General features: G+C 51.8%; 18 protein-coding genes. 2 read left to right on the plus strand and 16 right to left on the minus strand.

Features of this window, described 5'->3' with window-relative positions:
- The 8 genes from aroA to ACH50O_RS07680 form a co-directional block, all read right to left on the minus strand.
- Window positions 1-1,317 carry a 3-phosphoshikimate 1-carboxyvinyltransferase gene (gene aroA / locus ACH50O_RS07645; RefSeq protein ID WP_446811425.1) on the minus strand — a complete coding sequence of 439 codons (1,317 nt, stop codon included), beginning with the start codon at window positions 1,315-1,317 and terminating at the stop codon, window positions 1-3.
- Window positions 1,318-1,327: 10 nt separating this feature from the next.
- Window positions 1,328-2,203 (minus strand): prephenate dehydrogenase, encoded by an 876-nt coding sequence (locus ACH50O_RS07650; RefSeq protein WP_446811426.1) that lies wholly within the window; start codon window positions 2,201-2,203, stop codon window positions 1,328-1,330.
- The gene (gene hisC, locus ACH50O_RS07655; RefSeq protein WP_446811427.1) at window positions 2,196-3,299 is read right to left on the minus strand and encodes a histidinol-phosphate transaminase; all 1,104 of its coding nucleotides are present in this window, start codon (window positions 3,297-3,299) and stop codon (window positions 2,196-2,198) included. Before hisC ends, ACH50O_RS07650 begins: the two co-directional genes overlap by 8 nt.
- 11 nt (window positions 3,300-3,310) lie before the next feature.
- Entirely contained in the window at window positions 3,311-4,396 is a 1,086-nt protein-coding gene (gene pheA, locus ACH50O_RS07660) for a prephenate dehydratase (RefSeq protein ID WP_446811428.1), read from the minus strand.
- Between the two features lie 8 nt (window positions 4,397-4,404).
- A complete protein-coding gene (gene serC, locus ACH50O_RS07665; protein WP_446811429.1) occupies window positions 4,405-5,484 on the minus strand; it encodes a 3-phosphoserine/phosphohydroxythreonine transaminase in 1,080 nt (359 codons plus the stop codon).
- Window positions 5,485-5,486: 2 nt separating this feature from the next.
- Entirely contained in the window at window positions 5,487-8,099 is a 2,613-nt protein-coding gene (gyrA, locus tag ACH50O_RS07670) for a DNA gyrase subunit A (protein ID WP_446811430.1), read from the minus strand.
- A 126-nt stretch (window positions 8,100-8,225) separates the two neighbouring features.
- Window positions 8,226-8,945 carry a dienelactone hydrolase family protein gene (locus tag ACH50O_RS07675; RefSeq protein ID WP_446811431.1) on the minus strand — a complete coding sequence of 240 codons (720 nt, stop codon included), beginning with the start codon at window positions 8,943-8,945 and terminating at the stop codon, window positions 8,226-8,228.
- A 22-nt stretch (window positions 8,946-8,967) separates the two neighbouring features.
- Window positions 8,968-9,450, minus strand: a complete 483-nt coding sequence (locus tag ACH50O_RS07680) for a low molecular weight protein-tyrosine-phosphatase (RefSeq protein WP_446811432.1) — start codon at window positions 9,448-9,450, stop codon at window positions 8,968-8,970.
- Window positions 9,451-9,574: 124 nt separating this feature from the next.
- Between ACH50O_RS07680 and ACH50O_RS07685 the strand changes: the two genes are divergently transcribed.
- Together ACH50O_RS07685 and ACH50O_RS07690 are read left to right on the plus strand one after the other, a co-directional pair.
- Complete coding sequence (locus ACH50O_RS07685; RefSeq protein ID WP_446811433.1) at window positions 9,575-11,326, plus strand: methyl-accepting chemotaxis protein; 1,752 nt, start codon at window positions 9,575-9,577, stop codon at window positions 11,324-11,326.
- A 106-nt stretch (window positions 11,327-11,432) separates the two neighbouring features.
- Window positions 11,433-12,263, plus strand: coding sequence for an HDOD domain-containing protein (locus tag ACH50O_RS07690; RefSeq protein WP_446811434.1), 831 nt, complete (start codon window positions 11,433-11,435; stop codon window positions 12,261-12,263).
- Between the two features lie 67 nt (window positions 12,264-12,330).
- Here ACH50O_RS07690 and ACH50O_RS07695 read toward each other — a convergent pair whose 3' ends face one another.
- From ACH50O_RS07695 to ACH50O_RS07730, 8 genes are all read right to left on the minus strand, one after another.
- Window positions 12,331-12,975, minus strand: coding sequence for a response regulator transcription factor (locus ACH50O_RS07695; protein ID WP_446811435.1), 645 nt, complete (start codon window positions 12,973-12,975; stop codon window positions 12,331-12,333).
- Entirely contained in the window at window positions 12,972-14,285 is a 1,314-nt protein-coding gene (locus ACH50O_RS07700; RefSeq protein WP_446811436.1) for an ATP-binding protein, read from the minus strand. Before ACH50O_RS07700 ends, ACH50O_RS07695 begins: the two co-directional genes overlap by 4 nt.
- Window positions 14,286-14,504: 219 nt before the next feature.
- Window positions 14,505-18,422, minus strand: a complete 3,918-nt coding sequence (purL, locus tag ACH50O_RS07705) for a phosphoribosylformylglycinamidine synthase (protein WP_446811437.1) — start codon at window positions 18,420-18,422, stop codon at window positions 14,505-14,507.
- 112 nt (window positions 18,423-18,534) lie between these two features.
- The gene (bamC, locus tag ACH50O_RS07710) at window positions 18,535-19,278 is read right to left on the minus strand and encodes an outer membrane protein assembly factor BamC (RefSeq protein WP_446811438.1); all 744 of its coding nucleotides are present in this window, start codon (window positions 19,276-19,278) and stop codon (window positions 18,535-18,537) included.
- A 2-nt stretch (window positions 19,279-19,280) separates the two neighbouring features.
- On the minus strand, window positions 19,281-20,156 hold the full coding sequence (dapA, locus tag ACH50O_RS07715; RefSeq protein WP_446811439.1) for a 4-hydroxy-tetrahydrodipicolinate synthase: 876 nt from the start codon (window positions 20,154-20,156) through the stop codon (window positions 19,281-19,283).
- 69 nt (window positions 20,157-20,225) lie between these two features.
- On the minus strand, window positions 20,226-20,687 hold the full coding sequence (locus ACH50O_RS07720) for a YaiI/YqxD family protein (RefSeq protein ID WP_446811440.1): 462 nt from the start codon (window positions 20,685-20,687) through the stop codon (window positions 20,226-20,228).
- The gene (locus ACH50O_RS07725; RefSeq protein WP_446811441.1) at window positions 20,684-21,379 is read right to left on the minus strand and encodes a phosphatase PAP2 family protein; all 696 of its coding nucleotides are present in this window, start codon (window positions 21,377-21,379) and stop codon (window positions 20,684-20,686) included. The genes ACH50O_RS07720 and ACH50O_RS07725 overlap by 4 nt, the downstream gene beginning before the upstream one ends.
- Window positions 21,360-22,901 (minus strand): ArnT family glycosyltransferase, encoded by a 1,542-nt coding sequence (locus tag ACH50O_RS07730; protein ID WP_446811442.1) that lies wholly within the window; start codon window positions 22,899-22,901, stop codon window positions 21,360-21,362. Before ACH50O_RS07730 ends, ACH50O_RS07725 begins: the two co-directional genes overlap by 20 nt.
- Between the last annotated feature and the right edge of the window lies 1 nt (window position 22,902).

The following is a 22,902-nucleotide window of genomic DNA, read 5'->3' on the forward strand; positions in this document are numbered from 1 at the left end:
TTAAAAGCTCGTCAGCGCCAAACCTAGCTTAGTGGCTAAATCACGAAACTCGGGGAACGATGTGTTGACGTTCGCGCAGTCTTTAATTGTGGTGGGACCAGACGACCGCAGACCGGCAATCGAAAACGACATCGCTATGCGATGATCGCCATGCGATTCGACCTCGCCACTGCCGATATGGCCGCCGCCGTTTATTATCATGCCGTCCTTGGTAGGTTGCGCGTCGACACCCAGAATTTGCAAACCGTCAGCCATTACTTGGATACGGTCGGATTCCTTAACCCGCAATTCCTCGGCTCCGGTCAAAATTGTCTGACCCTCGGCACAAGCCGCGGCCACAAACAAGACTGGAAACTCGTCGATTGCCAGCGGTACCAAATATTCAGGAATATTGATCCCTTTCAATTGCGCAGAACGCACGCGCAAATCGGCAACAGGCTCGCCGCCAACTTCTCGTTCATTCAATACTTCGATATTCGCTCCCATCAAACGCAAAATATCTATCACACCGGTGCGCGTCGGATTGATACCGACATGGCGCAAAGTCACATCGGAATCAGGCGCGATACTGGCGCCGACCAAAAAGAACGCCGCCGAGGAAATATCGCTAGGCACATCAATCCGTGCGGCAGTTAATTTCCCTTGGTTGTTGATGCGTGCGGTACTGCCTTCACGTGTAACGGGATAACCAAAGCCATTCAACATGCGCTCGGTATGATCGCGCGTCGGTGCTGGTTCGGTGACGCTGGTTTCGCCTTCTGCATACATGCCGGCCAGCAACAAACAGGATTTGACCTGCGCGCTGGCGATAGGCATATCGTAGTGAATGCCCTGCAATTTGCCGGCCTTACCCATGATATGCAGTGGCGCAGTACCGTTTTCCTGGGTAATAATCTCGGCGCCCATCAGCGCCAAAGGCGCGGTGACACGCTTCATCGGCCGCGATTCCAACGATTTATCACCAGTCAAAACAGTATCGAATGGTTGCCCCGCCAACAGACCGCTCAGCAATCGCATCGAGGTACCGGAATTGCCCAAATACAAAGGTTTTGCCGGCGCTTGCAAACCGTGTTTGCCTACGCCGTGTATCGTTACTTCGCCATTGACTGGACCTTCAATCTTCACCCCCATCGCGCGAAAAGCTTCCAGGGTAGATATGGCATCTTCCGCATTCAAAAAACCGGTGACATGGGTGACGCCTTCCGCCAAAGAGCCCAGCATAATGGAACGGTGTGACATGGATTTATCGCCTGGCACACGGATCTCGCCGCGCAAACTACCACCCGGCTGCACTTGAAAAGTAATGGTTTGTGACATGTTAATCTTCTTAGTCTTCTTGTTGATCGAGAAAACGCTGCCGGGCATTTCTGGCATACGTAAAGGTTTCGAACAGTTGCGCGGATTGATCCTCAACCAGCAATTGTTCTATTTGGCTTAATTCCGCTTGAAACTGCCGAATCAAAGGCAGGATTTCCTGTTTATTGGCCAGACAAATGTCCTGCCACATGGTCGGATCGCTGGAAGCGATGCGAGTAAAATCCCTGAAACCGCCGGCGGCGTATTTAAATATCTCGCGCTGTTCGTCCTTGCGCCCCAACAGACCGACCAAGGCAAAGGCCAGTATGTGTGGCAAATGACTGGTGGCGGCTAAAACGGTATCGTGATGCTCCACCGACATCACCGAAACGCTGGAGCCGATCTTTTCCCAAAATGAATGAATTTTTGCCAGCGCCTGTTTATCGGTATTTGCTAACGGCGTCAGAATCAGGCGGCGATTAACAAATAAATCGACGGTTGAGGCATCCACGCCGCTGCGCTCGGCACCGGCAATCGGATGTGCCGGCACAAAGTTGCTTGGTACGGTGCCGAAAACCGCTTCCAGCGCCGATACCACGCTGCCTTTGGTGCTGCCGGCGTCGCTATAGATCGCATTCGGATTCCAATGCGGTTTAATCTGCTCGAAAATCGCTCGCATGCTACCAACCGGCGTCGCCACAATCACGCAATCGGTATTTTCCAGTGCGGCGGCAATATCGGTGTAAAACTCGTCGATAACGCCGAGTTGCTTGGCCAATTGCATATTCGGCAGATTTTTCTCCCGGCCGTATGCAACGACTTCACGGCATAAGCCTTGAGCACGGGCGGCTCTGGCAATCGAGCCGCCGATCAAACCTATGCCTATGATGCACAGGCGGTTAAACACCGCTCAGCACCTCGTGCAATGCTTTTATGAATATCGCGTTTTCACGTTCGGTGCCAATACTTACCCGCAAATGCTTGGGCATTTCGTAGTTAGCCACCGGCCGCACGATGACACCCTTGCGCAATAAGGCATCGTAAATCGGCAAAGCCGCCTGCTTGACATCGACCGAAACGAAGTTGCCGGAAGAAGGAATCCACGACAAATTCAAATCCTTAAAAGCATCAGTCAGCTGCGCCATGCCGGCGTTATTTAGCGAAACCGTTGCATTCAAATAGTCTGTATCACCCAGCGCGGCTTCCGCAGCGGCCAAGGCCAGCATGCTGCAATTAAATGGCTGACGCACCCGGTTCAACAAATCGGCGATGTCCGGCGAGGAAATCCCATAACCGATGCGTAAACCCGCCAATCCGTATGCTTTGGAAAAAGTACGCGCGATAATCAGATTCGGGTAACGATTCGGCCAAGCCAGCGATTCGGTCCGCACGGCAGGATCGACAAACTCGTAGTAAGCCTCGTCCAATACGCACAACACATGGGCAGGTAAAGACGCGATAAACTTTTCCAGCTCATCCTTATCCAGCAAGGTACCGGTTGGATTGTTGGGATTGGCGATAAACACCAAACGCGTTTTATCGCTAATCTGTTCGCGCATCGCGGCCAAATCATGACCGTAATTTTTAGCCGGCACCACTTTGGCCTTGGCACCTACAGCCTGAGTCAGAATCGGATAAAGCGCGAACGCATGCTGAGAGAACACCACTTCCAATTCCGGGGTGACGAAAGTCCGCATCACCAGTTCCAGAATCTCGCTGGAACCATTGCCCAGGGTGATTTGCTCGGGCACCACGTTTAATTTAGCGGATAGTGCGGCTTTCAACGCAAAACCGCTGCCATCAGGATAGCGGGTTAGTTCGGGCAATGTCGCCTGGATGGCGGCGGCAACTTTCGCACCGGTGCCCAGGGGATTTTCATTGGACGCTAACTTAATGACTTCTGCTATACCCAGCTCGCGTTGCAATTCTTCAACCGGCTTGCCAGGCACGTAAGGCACCAGCTGTTGAACACCGGCAGTAGCAAGTTCTAAAAATTTGTTCATCGACCTAAGATTTAAATGACGGCTTTTGGATAAGAGCCGAGGATTTTCAACATTTTGACGTTGTTTTGCAGGGTTTCCAGCGCCTTGGCGACATCGGGATCGTCGCGATGACCGTCAATATCGATAAAAAACACGTATTCCCACAAGCCTTGCCGCGATGGCCTGGATTCTATGTGCGCCATGCTGATGCCGTATTCGGCAAACGGCCCCAAAATCTTATGCAAGGCGCCGGCTTGATTGCCGGTAGACACTAAAATAGAGGTCTTATCGAGTCCGGTGGATGCCGGTTGCTGCTTACCTACTACGATAAAGCGCGTGGTGTTGTTGGATTCATCTTCGATATGCTGTTCGATGATGTTCAACTCATACAATTCGGCCGCCATTAAACCGGCTACCGCAGCCTTATTGTGATCCAAAGACGCTAGCCTGGCCGCTTCGGCATTACTGCTTACCGCAGTGCAGGGTACGCCAGGCAAATAGGTATTTAGCCATTGCCGGCATTGCGCCAGGGATTGCTGATGCGAATAGACTTCGTTAATCGCCGCCAACGAATCCATTTTGCCGAGTAGGTTTTGATGCACCCGAATTTCCACTTCGCCGCAAATTTGCAGTGACGTGGTCATAAAACGATCCAGCGTATGCGCGATCACGCCTTCGGTGGAATTTTCCACCGGTACTACGCCAAACTGGCAATGGCCGGTTTCCACCGCCAGAAAAATCTCCGGGATGGTCGCCGCCGGGATACCTTTCACCGCATGCCCGAAATGCTTGAACGTCGCTTGCTGGGTAAAGGTGCCAACCGGCCCCAAAAACGCCACTTCCAAAGGTTTTTCCAAAGCCAGGCAAGCCGACATCAGCTCCCGGAACAGATGTACCGAAGCTTCATCACTCAAAGGCCCGGGATTGAGTTCTTTGATTTTGCGTAATACTTGGGCTTCGCGATCGGCACGATAAAAACTGCCGGTCTCGCCTTCCGCCAATTTGGTCCGTGCCACTTCGATAGCGCATTCGGCCCGTTGATTGATCAGTTGCAACAACTGCCTGTCAATGGAGTCAATACGCTCGCGCAATTCAGTCAGGGGAATAATCGCCGTCATACCGGTAACTAGTGCGTGCGCTCGAACTCGGCCATAAAGTCGATCAAGGCATCGACCCCGGCTTCCGGCATGGCATTGTAAATACTGGCTCGCATACCGCCGACCGAGCGGTGACCGGGCAATGAACCCAAACCATTTTTCTCGGCAAGCGCCAAAAATTCTTTGTCCAGGGCGGCATCAGCCAACACGAAAGGCACGTTCATTCTGGAACGGTAATCTTTCACGACAGGGTTACTGTAGAGAGTGGATTGATCAATCGCCTGATACAATTTACCGGACTTGCTGATATTTTGTTGTTCAATGGCCGTAATGCCGCCTTGCTGTTTCAGCCATTGCAGTACCAACCCGAGCAAATACCAGTTATAGGTAGCAGGGGTATTCAACATGGAATCGGCTTTTGCCTGCTGCTGGTAATCAAATACCGCAGGCACGGTTTTCGGTGCAAAACCGACCAAATCATCTCGAACGATGACTACGGTCACGCCGGACGGCCCCATGTTTTTCTGCGTGCCCGCGTAAATGATGCCATAGCGACTGACATCGACCAGACGCGACAAAATGTTCGACGACATATCGCACACCAACGGTAAATCGCCGGTATCGGGAACCTCGGAAAACTCCACACCGTGGATGGTTTCGTTGGATGTGTAGTGCAGATATGCAGCGTCTTTATCGATATTCCAGGTATCGAACGCTGGGATAGTGGTAAATTTTTCGGCTTCCGAGGTAGCAACAAGTTGTACTTCGCAATACTTGCCGGCTTCTTTAATCGCACTAGTCGACCAGGCACCGGTATTCACATAACTCGCCTTGGTTTTGCCGTTGAGAATGTTCTGCGGAATCATCGCGAACTGCGCACTGGCACCACCTTGCAGGAACAACACTTTGTAATTGGCTGGAATGCCGAGCAGATCGATTAGATCGCTTTTCATCGCTTCGGCTATGGCCATGAAATGCTTGCCGCGGTGGCTCATTTCCATCACCGACATGCCGCTATCTTGCCAATCCAGCATCTCTTGCTGGGCTTGCCGCAAAACCGATTCCGGCAACATCGACGGTCCGGCGCTAAAGTTATAAATCCTTGTCATGCTTATTCCTCTTCTCCGCCTTGTTGTTCGGCGCTGTCCGCAGAGACATCGCTTTCGTCGATATCACCTTCGGCATCGTCGTCTTCATCACCGAGACCATCGATTCGATCCACACCGACCACTCTTTCGCCCTTATCCAGACGAATCACGGTAACGCCTTGGGTATTTCTACCGACCACGGAAATTTCCTTAACCCGAGTCCGCACTAATATGCCGCCGTCGGTAATCAACATGATTTCGTCGGTGTCGTTCACCAATACCGCGCCGACCACCGCGCCATTACGCTCGGAGGTTTGAATCGCGATTAAACCCTGACCGCCGCGCCTGTGCTGGGTAAACTCTTCCAGTTTGGTACGTTTGCCGTAGCCGTTTTCGGTGATATTCAAGACCGTGCCTTCACTGGCAATGATCAGGGAAATGACCTTTTGGCCTTCCTGCAGGCGAATGCCACGCACACCGGTAGCCGTTCTGCCCATCGAACGCACGTCGGTTTCGTTGAAGCAAACCGCTTTGCCGTCACTGCTGAACAGCAATACGTTTTGTTGACCGTCGGTAATCGCCACGCCCACCAAGGTGTCGTTTTCGTTCAAATCGATGGCGATTTTGCCATTGCTGCGTTGTCGTTCGAACTCGGGCAACGGAGTTTTTTTCACGGTGCCCGATGAGGTTGCCATAAAGATGTATTTATCCGCGCTGTACTCCCGGACCGGCAACATCGCGTTGATTTTCTCGCCCTCTTCCAACGGCAGCAAATTTACGAACGGCTTACCGCGCGACGCCCGACTGGCGACCGGCAAATTAAATACCCGCAACCAATAAACCTTGCCCGCCGACGAGAAACACAGAATGGTGTCGTGGGTATTAGCGATGATTAATTTTTCGACGAAATCGTTTTCCTTCGTCGCCGTTGCCGACTTACCGCGACCGCCGCGGCGCTGGGCTTTGTAATCACTCAGCGGTTGCGTTTTCACGTAACCTTCGTGCGACATCGTCACCACCATATCTTCTTCGGTGATCAGATCTTCGGCGGACAGGTTGGAGTAATCCTGCACGATTTCGGTACGACGGGCATCGCCGTATTGGGTTTTGATTTCTTCCAACTCTTCGCGGATCACTTCCATCAAGCGCACATCGCTACCCAAAATATGCAGATATTCGTCGATCAACTCCAGCAATTGTTTGTATTCGTTGACGATTTTTTCTTGCTCCAAACCGGTCAAACGATGCAAACGCAAATCCAGAATGGCTTGAGCCTGGGCTTCGGACAGGCGATAGGCGCCATTCACCAGACCAAATTCGATTGACAAATCGTCCGGTCGCGAGCGGTCGGCGTCTGCTCTATCCAGCAATGCGGCCACCAAACCGGCTTGCCAGGTTTGTGCCAGCAACCCTACTTTAGCTTCTTGCGGATTCGGCGAAGTTTTGATCAATTCGATCATTTCGTCGATGTTTGCTAACGCAACCGCCAAACCTTCCAGGATATGCGCCCTCTCCCGCGCCTTACGCAGGTTATAAATCGTTCTGCGGGTGACGATCTCGCGACGGTGATCGACAAACGCCGCCAGAATCTCTTTCAGCCCCATCAAATGCGGCCTACCGTCGTACAGAGCAACCATATTAATACCAAATACGGTCTGCATCTGGGTTTGCTTGTACAGATTATTCAGCACCACGTCAGGCACTTCACCACGCCGCAGTTCGATAACCATGCGCATACCGTCCTTGTCGGATTCGTCGCGCAGGCCGGAGATACCATCCAGCTTGCCTTCTTTTACCAGTTCGGCGATTTTTTCCAACAAGCGGGCTTTGTTGACCTGATACGGTAATTCGGTGGTAATGATCGCTTGGCGACCGCTATCGCCGATGTCTTCAAAATGACTGCGGCCGCGCAGATAAATACGACCGCGACCGGTGGCGTAAGCTTCAAAGATACCGGACGCGCCGTTAATGATGCCTGCGGTTGGAAAATCAGGTCCCGGCACGATTTGCATCAGTTCGGGAATAGTCAAATCGGGGTTTTCGATTAAAGCCAGACAAGCGCTAATAATTTCACCGAGATTATGCGGCGGAATATTGGTAGCCATACCGACAGCGATACCGGAAGAGCCATTGACCAACAAGGTTGGTACCCGGGTTGGCATGACAGTCGGCTCGGATTCTGATTCATCGTAATTGGCGACGAAATCGACAGTTTCCTTGTCCAGATCGGCCAGCAACTCGTGGGCGATTTTCGACATCCGCACTTCGGTATACCGCATCGCCGCCGGCGAATCGCCGTCCACCGAACCGAAGTTACCTTGGCCGTCGATCAGCATGTAGCGCAAGGAAAACGGCTGTGCCATCCGCACCATGGTGTCGTAAACCGCCGTGTCGCCGTGCGGGTGGTATTTACCGATCACGTCACCGACGATACGCGCCGATTTTTTATAGGGTTTGTTCCAGTCGTTTCCCAACTCGTTCATCGCGTACAGTACGCGGCGGTGCACCGGCTTGAGGCCGTCTCTGACATCGGGAAGCGCCCTGCCGACGATTACGCTCATAGCATAATCGAGGTAGGATTGTTTCATCTCGTCTTCGAGATTGACGGGGATAATTTCTTTAGCGAAGTCTGACATGGGTCCGTGGTTCCAGTGCAGTCGAAAGCTTATCGATCGACGGGTTAGCCTGCATTATCAATTCCATTTAAGCATTGCTAACAGGTTTATAAAGCCGTCGATTATAGCAAACGCGACTCGCTGGCGTCAGGCAAAAATCTCAGTTAAAAAGTTTTGCATGGCTTGCCAGGAACGGCGATCGGCAACAGGTTGATAGACTGTACCGAAATCAGGATTATTGGCAACAGGGTTGGTAAACGCATGCATGGTATGACCGTAACTGTGTAACTGCCAATCGGCGCCGGCTTTGGTCAATTCTTTTTGCAGTGCGATTACCTGCTCCACCGACCCCATCGGGTCATCGTAGCCGTGCAGCACCAACACCTTGGCCTTGATCTGCAGATTTAAAATGTTTTCGGGTGCTCCAAGCAATCCATGAAACGACACTACCCCCCGAATATCGACACCGGTGCGAGCCAAATCCAACGCGCACAAGCCGCCGAAACAAAATCCGATACTGGCCACCCTAGCGTTATCGGCCCACGGCATTAGGTTGACCGTTGACAGCGCCGCATGTAAACGCTGCTGCAACTTTGCCCGATCCTCTATAAACGGCTGCATCAATGCGGCATTTTCCTCGGGATTTTTTCCGAGTACGCCCTTACCATACATGTCGGTGGCAAACGCCAGATAACCCAATTCCGCCAGCTTAACCGCCTTGTCGGCCACGAACTGATCTCGCCCACCCCAGGCATGGTGTATCAGAACGACTGGCCTCTGCCCGGCAATCGCGTCGTCATAGGCGAAAAAGCCTTCCAGCACCGTATCGCGATCCAAATAACTGACCGTATTGGAGATCATCGCCATATGCTTTTCCCCATCCTGTTAATCACAACTCACCAGTCTGTTGCAAGGCCTGCAAAAAACCCGCAGAGGCTTCTTCGACCATATCGAGTACCCGCTCGAAACCATAACTGCCACCATAATAAGGATCCGGTACTTCGCGTTGATTCAAGTGCGGCGCATAATCGAGAAAATGCCGAATCTTATGACTGAGATCAACCGGACAGGCCTCCTTTAATATGGCGTGATTTTCATCATCCATCACCAATATATGATCGAATGCTTCAAAATCGGCCGACACAACCTTGCGTGCCCGCAGATTTTTCAATTCAACCCCTCTATCCCGAGCGGCTTTTTGCGCACGCAGATCCGGCGCATCGCCAATGTGATAGGCATGAGTTCCTGCCGAATCAATTTCAAAGCGTTCCGACAGGTTATTGGCCGTGACCAAATGAGCAAAAACCCCTTCCGCGGTTGGCGAGCGGCAGATGTTGCCCATACAGACAAACAGAACCTTGATTTTCCGCATAAGTTATAAAGCTTTTAAAATAGATGACGCTAAATTGTAAGCTATACTCAGATCGCCTGTCTTTAGGGTGGCACTGAAAAGTCGGGTAAATTAAGAAAAATTAGAACGTATTGAGGAGTTTCGAATGTTGATGATGAACTGGCATTCTGTGGGGGTAAAGGTGGTTTCCATAACCATGTCGGTACTCACACTGGTTGGCATAGCAATTTTGATTGTTTACTCGAGTGTCGAGAAGCAAAAATTGATTGACCGGGAAATCGAAGCCTCGCGCCAATTACTCGTGCTATCAGAATCAATCCGCGACAATGTAGTAAAAAAATGGGAAACAGGTATTTACACACCCGAGCAACTCATGCAATTGGTCGAACAAAAAGGCAGCTCCAAAGCCAGAGATTTGGTCATCGCCACTGTACCGACAGCCAACGCCTGGGATGTGATAGAAGCTCAAGCCAAGGAGCATGGCTTCCGTTTTAAAGCCCCCGCGCTGATCCCCAGAAACCCCAGAAATGCCGCCGACGAGATAGAACGGCAAGCTTTGGAATATTTTCGGAGCAATCCTTCGGCGAAAGACTACAGCTTTGTAGACGAAGAGCGGCAAGAAGTACGTTATTTGCGTCCCGTAAAAATGGTTAAGCAATGCGAGTTGTGCCATGGTGACCCTAAAACATCACAAACCCTCTGGAACAACGACAAAGGCCAGGATTTGCTCGGTTATCCCATGGAAAATCGTCGTGCCGGCGATTTGCACGGCGCATTTGAAATCATTACGCCATTCAGCGTAACCCTCAGCGAACTCAAAGCCAGCACCTATTATGCTATCGGCTTTTTAGGCTTAACTTTGATCATTATTGGCTTTACCGGTTATTTTACAATGAGCAAAATCATCATTGGCCCGCTGACATCCTTAGCCTTAAAACTCCAGGACATCGGTAGCGGGGACGGCGATTTGCGCGCCCGACTGGACGCGAGCGGTAAATCGGAATTTGCCTGGATCGCATCGAGTTTTAACTCGTTCGTCCGTAAAATCGCCAAAACCATAGACCAAATCAGTGTAACTAGCGAAAAGCTTGCCAGCGCTTCGCACAAACTGGCCAATATTACACAGTCCACGCAAGCGGGTGTCGAACGGCAGCTGCACGAAACCACTTTAGTGGCGAATGCGATGAAGCAAATGACATCCACGGTCCAGGAAGTTGCCAAGAACGCTGTCCGCGCGTCCGAAGCGGCTGAAATTGCCGACCGCGAAGCCTCAACGGGAAAAAACATTGTAAAAGATGCGGTACACGGCATTAACAGCTTGGCGTCGGAAGTCGAAAATGCCGCGAATGTCATTCACGAACTGGAAAACGACAGCAATAGCATCGGTGAAGTTCTAGGGGTTATTCAAGGCATAGCCGAGCAAACTAATTTGCTGGCACTGAACGCAGCCATCGAAGCCGCTCGGGCCGGCGAGCAAGGTCGCGGCTTTGCCGTGGTGGCCGACGAAGTCAGAACCCTGGCCAGCCGCACCCAAAACTCCACTCTGGAAATTCAAAAAACGATAGAGCGCTTGCAAGATCGCGCCAAACAAGCCGTCGCAGTAATGGAGAACGGTCGAGCCCGTGCCACGTCAAGCGTGGAACAAGCCGCATCCGCGGGCGGTTCGATCACAACGATCAGTGAACGTATCGATACTATCAACGATATGAACAACCAAATCGCCAGCGCTGCCGAAGAACAAACTGCTGTTGCCGAGGAAATCAATCGCAATATCAGTAATATCAGCCATGTATCCGAGGAAACGTCGATAGGCGCGAAAAACACCGCTGAGGCCTGCCACGAATTGCTCGAACTGGCTAACCAACTACGCTCCATGGTTGGAAACTTTAAAACTTAATCGACGCATAAACAGAAAGCGCGATGCCTAACAGCGTCGCGCCTATCTATATGCTTCATATTTTTATCGCACTTAATCACCCGTTTCTTACGTTAAGGACCTAGAAATGCCTACACCAATGAACCAGCTGTTCGATCAAATCCATAAAATACCGCAAGTCCCCGAGGTGGTGAGACACATCATCAACCAACTCAACAATCCAAACGTGGATATGCTGGATATAGCAAAAAACGTTGAAAAAGAACAAGTTATTGCGTTAAAAATTCTTCGCCTGGTTAACTCCGCGCATTTTGGCTTATCCCGTAAAATCGGCTCGATTGACGAAGCGATCACAATGCTCGGTATGAATCAGTTGAAAACCCTGGTGGTTGCTACCGGCATTGTCAGCGTGGTGCCGCAATTGGAAAATTTCGACATTAAGCAAAGTTGGCGCAACAGCTTTCGCACCGCAGGTTATGCACGCTGGTTTGCGGCACAAACCGGCCTGCCGGCTGAAGTGGCTTATACAGCCGGTTTGATTAGTAATCTCGGTAATATTCTGATTCATATCGGCAGTCCTAGAGAAGCTAACGAAATCGACCAGCATGTGAAAGCCGGCAACTCCCGACTGGAAATTGAAAAACGCCGGCTGGGTTTTACCAGTCAGGCAACCTGCGCGGAATTATGCCGGCGTTGGAAATTTGCCGATCAATTGGTTGAAACCATTGAGCAATCAGCGGAGCCTCTGCTGTCTGACCAGCCCGATAAATTGGCTTGCGCGGTCTTTTTAGCCCATTCGATTAGCGACTATCAAGATCAGGGTTTAGAAGCGGAGCAAATTTTAGCCTCGTTATCGACGCAAGTTATCGAGCAATTGGGGCTGACTGAGCAAGTAGTCAAAGATAAGTTACCGGAAGTTTTGAATGCCAAATCAGAGCTGGACGGCCTGCTCGATTAAACAAGCGCTTTTTTCGTCAACGCCCGCTAAAAAATTTTAATTTGTACTGGTTATAGATAGCAGCCTATCAACTCGCGGTTAATCCCAAATTAACCGCGATATGGGCAAGTTCGGTCGTGGTGTCTACCTGCAACTTTTTCTTGATTTGCGTGGCGTAGTTCGCCACGGTTTTATGGCCCAGACAAAGCTGATCGGCTATTTTATGCACCGTCAACCCTCGAGCCAACAGGCTAAAAACGTCGAACTCCCGCGGCGAGAACCCGGCGATTATCGCCTGATGTCCGGCGTACTGCGTCGCTTCGCCCCTATCTCGTATCAATCCGCGTTCTACATAACTCTGGCCGCTCATGATCGCCGCAATCGCTTCGGCCAGGATGCCGGGAGCGCTGTTTTTTGTGATATAGCCTTGTGCGCCGGCCACCAAAGCCCGGCTAACATAAACTTGTTCGTGATGAACGCTGAACACCAGAATTCTCGCTTCGCTATCGCGCTGGATGATCCGCCGTATGGTTTCCAAGCCGCCGATACCCGGCATCGATAAATCCATCACCAACATATCGGGCTGCAACTCTTGATATAGCTGAATCGCTTGCTCGCCGCGCTCGGCTTCGCCTATCACCTCGACACTATCTCCGGCAGCCAACAGCATTTTAAAACCGGCGCGCACCACCAAATGATCGTCGACCAGAACGATTCTTATTTTATTATTCATAACAGCGGTATACGCGCGTTAACAGTCATGCCGGCGCCAGGCCGGGACAACACCTGTAATTCGCCGTCCAGGGACTTTATACGTTCTTTCATACCTAACAAACCAAAACCTCGATTAATAGTCTGCAAATCGCAGCCTTGCCCGTCATCCTGTACGGTCAGTTGCAAACAAGCTTGCGGACCATCCAACTTATCCAGATCGATATTGACCCGATGAGCCCGCGCATGGCGAACCACGTTGGTCAAACATTCCTGAATCACGCGAAAAACTTGAATGGTGAGATTCTTGTCGAGATAGTCCACCGTATCGCTACAGCGGATCGTTAACTCCAAATCGGCATTACGTTCCGACCAATGGTTGACCATTTCTTCCAGCGTGGCTTTCAAACCCAATTCGGTCAACACCAAAGGGTGCAGCTGTTGCATCATCGACCGCACCACAGTCATCAAATGATCGCAAATCTCCGTAATAGACGTCGTGATTTTAGCGGTATCGGCCTTTTGGTGCGCTGCCGTCACCGCCATCACCTTTATAGCCGTCAACGATTGGCCGAATTCGTCGTGCAATTCTTGCGACAGGCGCTGCCGTTCTTCTTCCTGAATCGCCAGCGAATGTTGCGTCAGCGCCCGATTTTCCTGACGAGTTTTTTCAAGCTCCACCGTCATATGGTTGATAGCCTTCGCAATATCGTCGAATTCCTGCGTGGCAAACATCGGCAATTGCTGTCGATATTGGCCGGTTTCGATCAGACGCAAGGCATCGACGATCACCGCAATCGATTTCAGGGATTTGTTGAACACCAGATTGACAGCCAAAAAGGTCAGCATGGCCAGCAAGGAAATCGACGCGAAAAATGCAACACTCTCTTGCCAAACTTCCGTGATTTCGTCAAGCGGTTGAGCTTGGATAATCAACTTCAACAATTTTCCATCCCGGGTTTTCAGCTGATGCTCGACCTTGGGATAATCGCCTTTCACCAAGCGAATAAACCAAGCAGGCGGCATTTCTTCGGGATTACTGGGTTGATTTTCGCCGGCGAAATGGATCAATTGCCCATCCGGCTTCTGTAGTTGAATACTCAGGTGCCGCGTTTGCCGCAAGGCACTGAAGCGAGATAAGTCGTCGCTTTGTTGAAACACCGGAGTGTCGGCGATGCCCAAGGTAATCAGTTGCAGCGCCAAATGGATAGAGGCATCGACTTCTTTCTCGACCGATTGCCGCGCCTGCCATATTGCGATCGCCCCACCCAGCACCAGAATACAAATCGAAGACAACAGGATGCGGCAAATAATCCGGTAACGAAGGCTCATGACATCAAGTGAATTATAAACCCGGCATTATCCCGCCTTGCTTCCCATGCAGCTATAGGAAAAATTCTTTATTAACCTTATTACGCGTCTTCAAACACCCTCCTCGCATTCCTTGACGAATTGCTAATCAGCCCTGCACCAAGCGCTTATCGGCAATATCCATGTCAATCGACCTGCCCCATAAGTACATCGAAATCGCGCCTAACACTGATCGGCGGCTTAGCCCACCCACACCCGGGCATTTCTAAACATCCGCAGCCAAGCGCCGTCTTCCATCCAATCGTCCGGATGCCAGGAGTTTTGTATCGCCCGGAAACAACGTTCCGGGTGCGGCATCATTATCGTGAACCGGCCGTCGGTTGTGGTTAAACCGGTTATACCTAGCGGCGAACCGTTCGGATTAGCTGGGAATGCGGTGGTTTCGTTGCCGTAATTGTCGACGTAATTAACTGCAACCAATGCATCGGCGGGATTTTGCGAACCAAACTCCGCTCTACCTTCACCGTGCGCCACCACCACCGGCAGCATAGAACCCGCCATACCTTGGAAGAAAATCGACGGAGATGCTTGTACCTTCACCATTGCCACCCGCGCTTCGAATTGTTCCGAAAGATTGCGTTTGAACTGCGGCCAACCCTCGGCGCCGGGGATAATGTCTTTCAACCCGGACATCATCTGGCAACCGTTGCAGACACCCAAACCAAAGGTATCGGGACGCGCAAAAAACGCAGCAAATTCGTCACGCGCTTTCGGATTGAACAAAATCGACTTGGCCCAGCCGCCGCCAGCGCCCAATACGTCACCATAGGAAAAGCCGCCGCAAGCAACTAGACCGGTGAATTCCCTCAAGCTAACACGGCCGCTGATGATGTCGGTCATATGTACGTCGATGGCCGCGAAGCCGGCTCTATCGAATGCCGCCGCCATTTCGACATGACCATTGACACCCTGCTCGCGCAAAATAGCTACCCTGGGGCGTTGCCCGTTAATAAATTTCGCAGCGATATTGTCGTTGATGTCGTAGGTCAGAACGGCGGACAACCCCGGATCATTGTCGTCGGCGATACATTCGAACTGCTGGCCGGCACAATCGGGATTGTCGCGTAGCGCCTGCATCCGATAACTGACTTCCGACCACGTCTGTTGCAACTCGGCGCGAGCGGCGCTGTAAATTTCGCTGCCATTTTGGGCGACGCGCAAGTGTTGGCCATCGGTCACCTTACCAATGATATGCGTAAAATCGTCCAGTCCGGCATGGTCCAAAAGCCGCGCCACATGATCCAGTTCACTGACCTTGACTTGCAGCACCGCGCCCAATTCTTCGTTGAACAAGGCCGCCAATGCGTCATTGCCCAGATCGGAAATATCCAAATCGATTCCTTTACGTCCGGCGAACAGCATTTCGCTGACCGTTGCCAGCAAGCCGCCGTCGGCGCGGTCGTGATATGCCAAGATCAAACCTTGTTCGTTCAAAGTCTGAATGGTATCGAAGAAGCGTTTGAACAAACCGGCGTCGTTCAGATCCGGCACTTGGTTGCCGAGCTGGTTGTAAACCTGGGCCAGCACGGAACCGCCAAGTCGGTTCCGGCCTTGTCCCAAATCGACCAATAACAAGACGCTATCAGCGTCCTGGAGTACCGGTGTCAGCGTCTTACGCACATCCAGCACCGGCGCGAAGGCGGTGATAATCAGCGATAACGGGGAAGTCATGGTTTTCTCACCGCCTGCGTCTTTCCAGACGCTCTTCATCGATAAGGAATCCTTGCCGACAGGGATCGCAATTCCTAATTCCGGACATAATTCCATGCCCACCGCCTTGACGGTATCGAACAACGCGGCATCTTCGCCGGGGCTGCCGCAAGCCGCCATCCAGTTGGCGGACAGTTTCACGTCATCGAGTTTGCCGATCCGCGCCGCGGCCAGATTGGTCAGGGCCTCGCCTATCGCCATTCGACCCGAGGCAGGACCATCGATCACCGCCAAGGGCGTGCGTTCGCCGATCGCCATGGCTTCGCCGGTATGGGCATAAAAACCAGAGGCGGTGACAGCGACATCGGCCACCGGCACTTGCCACGGCCCGACCATTTGGTCGCGCGCGACCAAGCCGGTCACCGAACGGTCGCCGATGTGAATCAAAAAGCTCTTGTCGGCCACGGCCGGGAATGCCAAAACCCGTTTGACGGCTTCGGCCAATTCGACTTTGTCGAGTTGTAGGGCGGGCAAATCCTTGGTCAAACGCTGCACGTTTCTATGCATCTTCGGCGGCTTGCCGAACAGCACCGACATCGGCAGATCGACCGGCTTGCCGCCTAGCCATTCGTCACTCAAGGTTAAATGTTCTTCGTCGGTGGCGTGACCGATTACCGCGTACAAACAGTGCTCGCGCTTGCAGAACGATTCGAACAACGCCAAAGACTCAGGTTTAATCGCCACCACATAGCGCTCTTGGGCTTCGTTACACCAGATTTGCATCGGCGACATGCCTTTGTCGGCATTCTGTACCTTGCGCAATTCAAAGCTGCCACCGCGATCGCAGTCGTGAATAATTTCCGGCACCGCGTTGGATAAGCCGCCGGCGCCGATATCGTGAATCGAGACAATCGGCGTGTTTGCGCCCAGGGAATTACAGTGATTGATCACTTCCTGGCAGCGGCGCTCCATTTCCGGATTTTCGCGCTGTACCGAAGCGAAATCCAATTCCGCCGCGCTTTCACCGGAAGTTTGCGAGGACGCCGCGCCGCCGCCCAAACCGATCAGCATTGCCGGACCGCCGAGAATGACGATCAAGGAGCCGGCCGGAATCGGCTGTTTGTCGACCAACATCGGCCGAATATTTCCCATGCCGCCGGCGATCATGATCGGTTTATGGTAACCGCGATACTGATTCGCTTCCCCGGTTGCCGATGGCTGCTCAAAGCTACGGAAATAGCCGGCGATATTGGGCCGGCCGAATTCGTTATTAAACGCCGCGCCGCCTATCGGCCCTTCCAGCATGATATCCAGGGCCGAAACAATACGCTCGGGCTTGCCGTAGTCGGCTTCCCAAGGCTGCGGAAAACCGGGAATTTTCAGATGCGAAACGCTGAAACCGGTTAAACCGGCCTTAGTCGCGGAACCGCGTCCGGTAGCACCTTCGTCGCGAATCTCGCCGCCGGAACCCGTGGCCGCACCGGGATGCGGCGATATCGCGGTAGGATGATTGTGGGTTTCCACCTTCATCAGCATATGTGCTTCTTCCTCGACATAGCCGTATGCATGGGTGTTGGCATCGCGGATAAAGACTTGCGCTGTAGGCCCTTCCAGTACTGAAGAGTTGTCGCTATAGGCAGATAGCACGCCTTGCGGATTCAAGGTATGCGTGTTGCGGATCATCGCGAACAGGGACTTGGCTTGTTCTTCGCCGTCTATAGTCCAACTGGCGTTAAAGATCTTATGCCGGCAATGTTCGGAATTGGCTTGGGCGAACATCATTAACTCGACATCGGTTGGATTACGGCCCAAGTTTGTAAAACTATCGGTTAGATAGTCGATCTCGTCGGCCGACAGTGCCATGCCTAATTCGGTGTTGGCTTGAACTAATGCCTCCCTGCCCAGTTCGATGATAGCCACGCTTTGCAAGGGCTTGGGATCGTGCTCAGCGAATAGATCGAGCTCAGATGCATGAAACACGACTTGTTGTATCATCCTGTCATGCAGCAAACCGGCTAATTGATGTTTGACGGTGTCGCTCAAAGGCGCATTGCAAGTAAAGCGGTATTCAATGCCTCGCTCAATGCGTTTTACCGCTACCAGACCGCAACGCTCGGCAATTTCCGAAGCTTTACTCGACCAGGGTGAAATCGTTCCTAAACGCGGCACAACCCATAGGCATGCGGTACTTGATTCGGCCGCCGCTTCTGAACTGATATCCGCCGTTGGCGCGGAATTTAAGGCTTCGATGCCATCAGCGGCGTAACCGTAATCCAACAAGCGTTTCAACATTTCCAATTGTTCAGCGTTCAAATCGCCGTCAAGTTGCACAAAGTGCTGAAACCGGGCGCTGAGAGCCGTAATTTCGCCGGTAACGGATTGCAGTTCGGTGAACAGTTTTTCAATGCGAAAACGGGAGAGTGCTGATGTTCCGGAAATGGTCAACATGGGCTGTGTTTGAGTCGATTTCTAAAGCTGAAAAATAAATGCCGAAACTTAACAGTACGGCATTCTTCATGTAAAACGCGGAGACAATCCGGAGTCGCAACTGCTTGCTATGCTAAGGTGCGGCCGGCTTCTCGGTGACGCTCTCTGAATTTTCCCCGGTACTCTTCGGTAAATCCAGATTGATACCTTCCGTAATTAATCTTAATAAGGAAGTGGCGGCAACGTTGGACAGTGTTTTGCCTGCGCTATCCTGCACGGTAACTTCGGTTAGCTGTGCATCGAGCTCATGCAAACTCACCCGATATTCTTGTTCCTGGCTGGGATCGTCGCCGAATAAAAAATTGATCTCGTCCAAAATGGAGCCGTCTTGCGGCTTAATCGCGTCCGGATCGTATTTTACGAAGAAATAGCCTTTATCCATATTCCGCTCGACTACTTCCAATTTTTGCCGGCTTAATGCCTTACCGACTGTCCACCAGGCTTGGTTTGCCGATTGGTCGATTTGCAAACTGCTGACACCGCTAGCGCCGGTACTTTGCGCGCTACGATTGGGGGCGGCGGCCTCCGGTTCGGCGGGTTCGGTCTTCCTGGGCGCGGATTCGGCGGCACTCGCCACCGGCGTTTTTGCTGATTCTTGCGGCGCCGGCGCGGGGACAGGCGCAGCCACGTTCGCTGCCGGACGTGTCGCTATTGTCTTGGTTTTCAGATCGTCCGGCACCACCAATTCGGGAATTTCGGTCGTAAACTGATAGTCCCTTTCCTTATCGGGAAACAGGCTCTTGATGTAGCTACACGCGGATGTATTCAGCACCAATGCGGCAATCGCCGCCAAACGGCCGTACGAGCTTTTTCTCATAGTTATATAACGCCGGCCTGCTGCATGGACGCTCGCACCGCATCGAAACAATCCTCGGTTAACCAAGTCAAAGGTAAACGAATGCCTTTACCGATCAAACCCATCTCAGCCACTGCCCATTTAACCGGGATCGGATTGGATTGAATAAAAAGCTTACTGTGCAAACCGGTAAGGTTGGCGTCGATCGCTTCGGCCCTAGCGCGATCACCGTTCATCGCCGCCAACAGCATGTCATGGACCAGTTTCGGAGCTACGTTACCGGTTACTGTGATACTACCGTTACCGCCGATCAAACAAAATTCGCAGCTTGAGGCATCGTCGCCGGTATAAATGGCGAAATCGTAGCCGGTTAAATCCCTTATCTGTTTGACCCGCTCCAATTTACCGGTAGCTTCTTTCACGCCGACGATATTTTTCACTTTCGCCAACCGGCCCACCGTTTCCGGCAATAAATCGCAAGCAGTGCGGCCCGGTACGTTATACAAGATTTGCGGAATATCCACTGCTTCGGCAATGGCTTTGTAATGCAGATACAAGCCTTCCTGAGTCGGCTTGTTGTAATACGGCGTGACCAACAAACAGGCATCGGCACCGGCTTGTTTGGCTTTTTGCGTTAGACGTATCGCTTCACGGGTACAATTGGCGCCTGTACCGGCAATCACCGGAATCCTGCCTGCCACGCAATCCACGATAAACTTGATGACCGCACAGTGTTCGTCTTCGTCGAGAGTCGCCGACTCACCGGTAGTACCAACAGCGACCAATGCGTCGCTACCCTGTTCTATATGAAATTCCACCAACCGTTTTAAGCTGGCTTCATCCACCGCGCCATCTTCCGTCATAGGGGTTACCAACGCAACGATACTACCTTGAATCATGCAAATCTCTCGTATTTAGGTATACAAAACTGAGCCATTATATCAAGCTAACCCTGAAAACTCAGCCTGTTATATTTGTCTGGCCGTCAGAAACCGATCCAGCGCATTAGCGAAATTTTGTACGTCTTTCGCCGCCATGGCCGCCGCACCGCCCGCCGCCAAGCCGTTATCGCGCAAGCCTTCCATAAAATCGCGCATTGCGAGTTTTTCGCCGATATTTTCTACAGTGTAGGCTTCGCCGCGCGGATTGATTACAAAACCCTGCTTGGCTACGATCTTCGCGGCCAGCGGAATATCGCCGGTAATCGCCAAATCGCCGGTCCGCAAATGTTCGACGATGTAATCGTCCGCCACGTCGAAACCACCGCCAACCCGAATCGATTTAATATATCGGGACGGCGGCACGGCAATTGTCTGATTGGCAATCAGCAGCAATTCCAGCTGCTTTTTTTGCGCAACCCGGAACAATACCGTTTTGATCAAATTAGGGCACGCATCCGCGTCTACCCAAATTTTAAGAGGCCTGCTCAATCGGCAGCCTTGGCTAACGGTTTGACCCGAATATACCAGCCGTAATACAAGGCAAAAGCCACCAAAAACACTAGATAACCCGACCATAATATGTCGGAAACAAAATGCCCGCCCGATGTCATTCGAGTAAAACCCAAGGTCCAGGCCAACACCAAGGTCAGTAAAAAATAGATGAGCTTGTGGTTTTGCGACAGAAAATACAACACAAAAAACGTATAGCCCACCGAGCAATGCCCGCAGACGAAAGACTTATCCGCGGTATGACCTAACTTGGCCGGCGGCACGTAGGCATATTGGCCGCCGAATTGCGTAACATGCACCGGTCGCGGCCGCCCCCAATGATCCTTGACGATCAAATTGACCACCAAGCCGGGCCCGAGCGCAATCACCAACAATATATACAAAGCTTTTCTGCGAAAACGGGCGGTATAGGCATGAAAATGACTGACGATATACACTGCTAATGCCATCAAACCTGACCAGACGGTAAACGGAAAAGCGTAGTCGTATAGTAATTTCCAGGGCCACCAATGCTGAAACGGCCAAACATCGGCAGGGTTTTCCGGCCGGTAAAACAGTGCGGCCAAACGCAAATCGAGATCGGTTAGCCAAAATACCGCAGTAGTCACCAGCGCCAACACGGACACTATCAACATTTCGCGGCGCGCGCGTTTAATTTTCCGATGGGGCATTATTTTCCTTGTCTCGCGTTAGACGAACGGTTTGCGGCCAAAATTTCAAGTTTTCGCCCAAATATAGGTAATACGGCGAAGCCGGCTTGCCGGGATTAGGGATTTGAGCCAAAAATCGAAAACGCTCAAACGCTGCAGTCAATTCAACAGGCAGATTTTCCTCGGCGAATTCGCCAATCACAAAGCCATTTTTACCGACGAACGCTTCTGGGCCGGGCCAGACCTCGTATTGCGACGTCACCAAGCCACTGGTTTCGAAACGATAAACCTTGGGATGATCGGGCAAATAAAACGCCAACTCGCTGGCTAGATAACGATGGCCCAAGGCTACCACAAAGGTGTTATCCAGATTGGGTAAGCTGATCAATCGCTCGAAATGCACATTAATCGCCAACTCCCGCCAACTATTGAAACGCTTGGTGGGATCGAACGCCGTATTCTGTAATTTGAAGACTTGCAAAACGATGGGCAACAGATAGGTCAAAAGCACCATCGCATAACCCAGCACGATGCCGTATTTTAAGGTCTTTCTCCAAGCACCTGCCAACCAGTTACCGGCCAACAAAATCAGGCCGGTAAAATAAAATGGCATCGGCCAATTGCCCTGGGCTTTTTGCAAAACACTTAACAGCAGCACCCCTAACAATGTCGCCGGCCCCAGCAACAGTAAAAACCGTTGTTCGGCGGGCAAGCATTTAAAATTAAACGACGCCCGGACACTACTCACCACTACCACTACAAACAGCACCGGCGAGACTAATAAAATCTGGTAGAGCAAAAACTCCCCGGCCCACTGTAAATGCTTAAGCAAACTGACTGTTTCATGGTTGCCGAAATGACTTTTGCTATGCCCGAACATCACCCAATCGTGTTGCTGGTTCCACCATAAAATCGGCACTGCCGCGATCACAATAGGCGTTAAATAGACAAAAAATTCTTTTTTCAGCAAGCCGCGCCGCTGACCATCCAAGGCTAAAAAGATCGCCAACATCAACGGCAGGATCAATGCCGATTGCTTGCTCAGCAAGGCCGCTGCACTTGCTAGACCCGCCCAAAACCAGGCGCGCGCCTGTTGGTCGAACAGCGCCTGCCTCAGGTAATAAATGCTCATCATCCAGAAACAATACAGCGGCGCATCGATGGTCATCAGAAAGTTGGCCAAGACATTGATCGGCGTCGCCAACACCAGCAACAGCGCCAAAGCGCCACCGCGCGCACCGTAAAATGCCTTTGCTGTGGCGTGAAAAAACCATAGAAATACCGTACCCAACAGCAGTGCCGGCAAACGCACGGTAAATGTGTAATCGCCCAACAGCCAGGTAAACACGCCGATCAGCCAAGCTATCATCGGCGGCTTGCTGTAATAACACCAATCCGGTTGCCGCGACCAATCCCAGTAATAGCTTTCGTCGCCAATCAAATCAAAGCCATTGACCAGCAAAAACCCGCCGCGCAACAGCATAATCGCCAACAGCAAGGCCAGCGTATGCCCATCTATCCAGCGTAACAATCTCTCAGACATA

This window comes from Methylomonas sp. 2BW1-5-20, assembly GCF_052474515.1.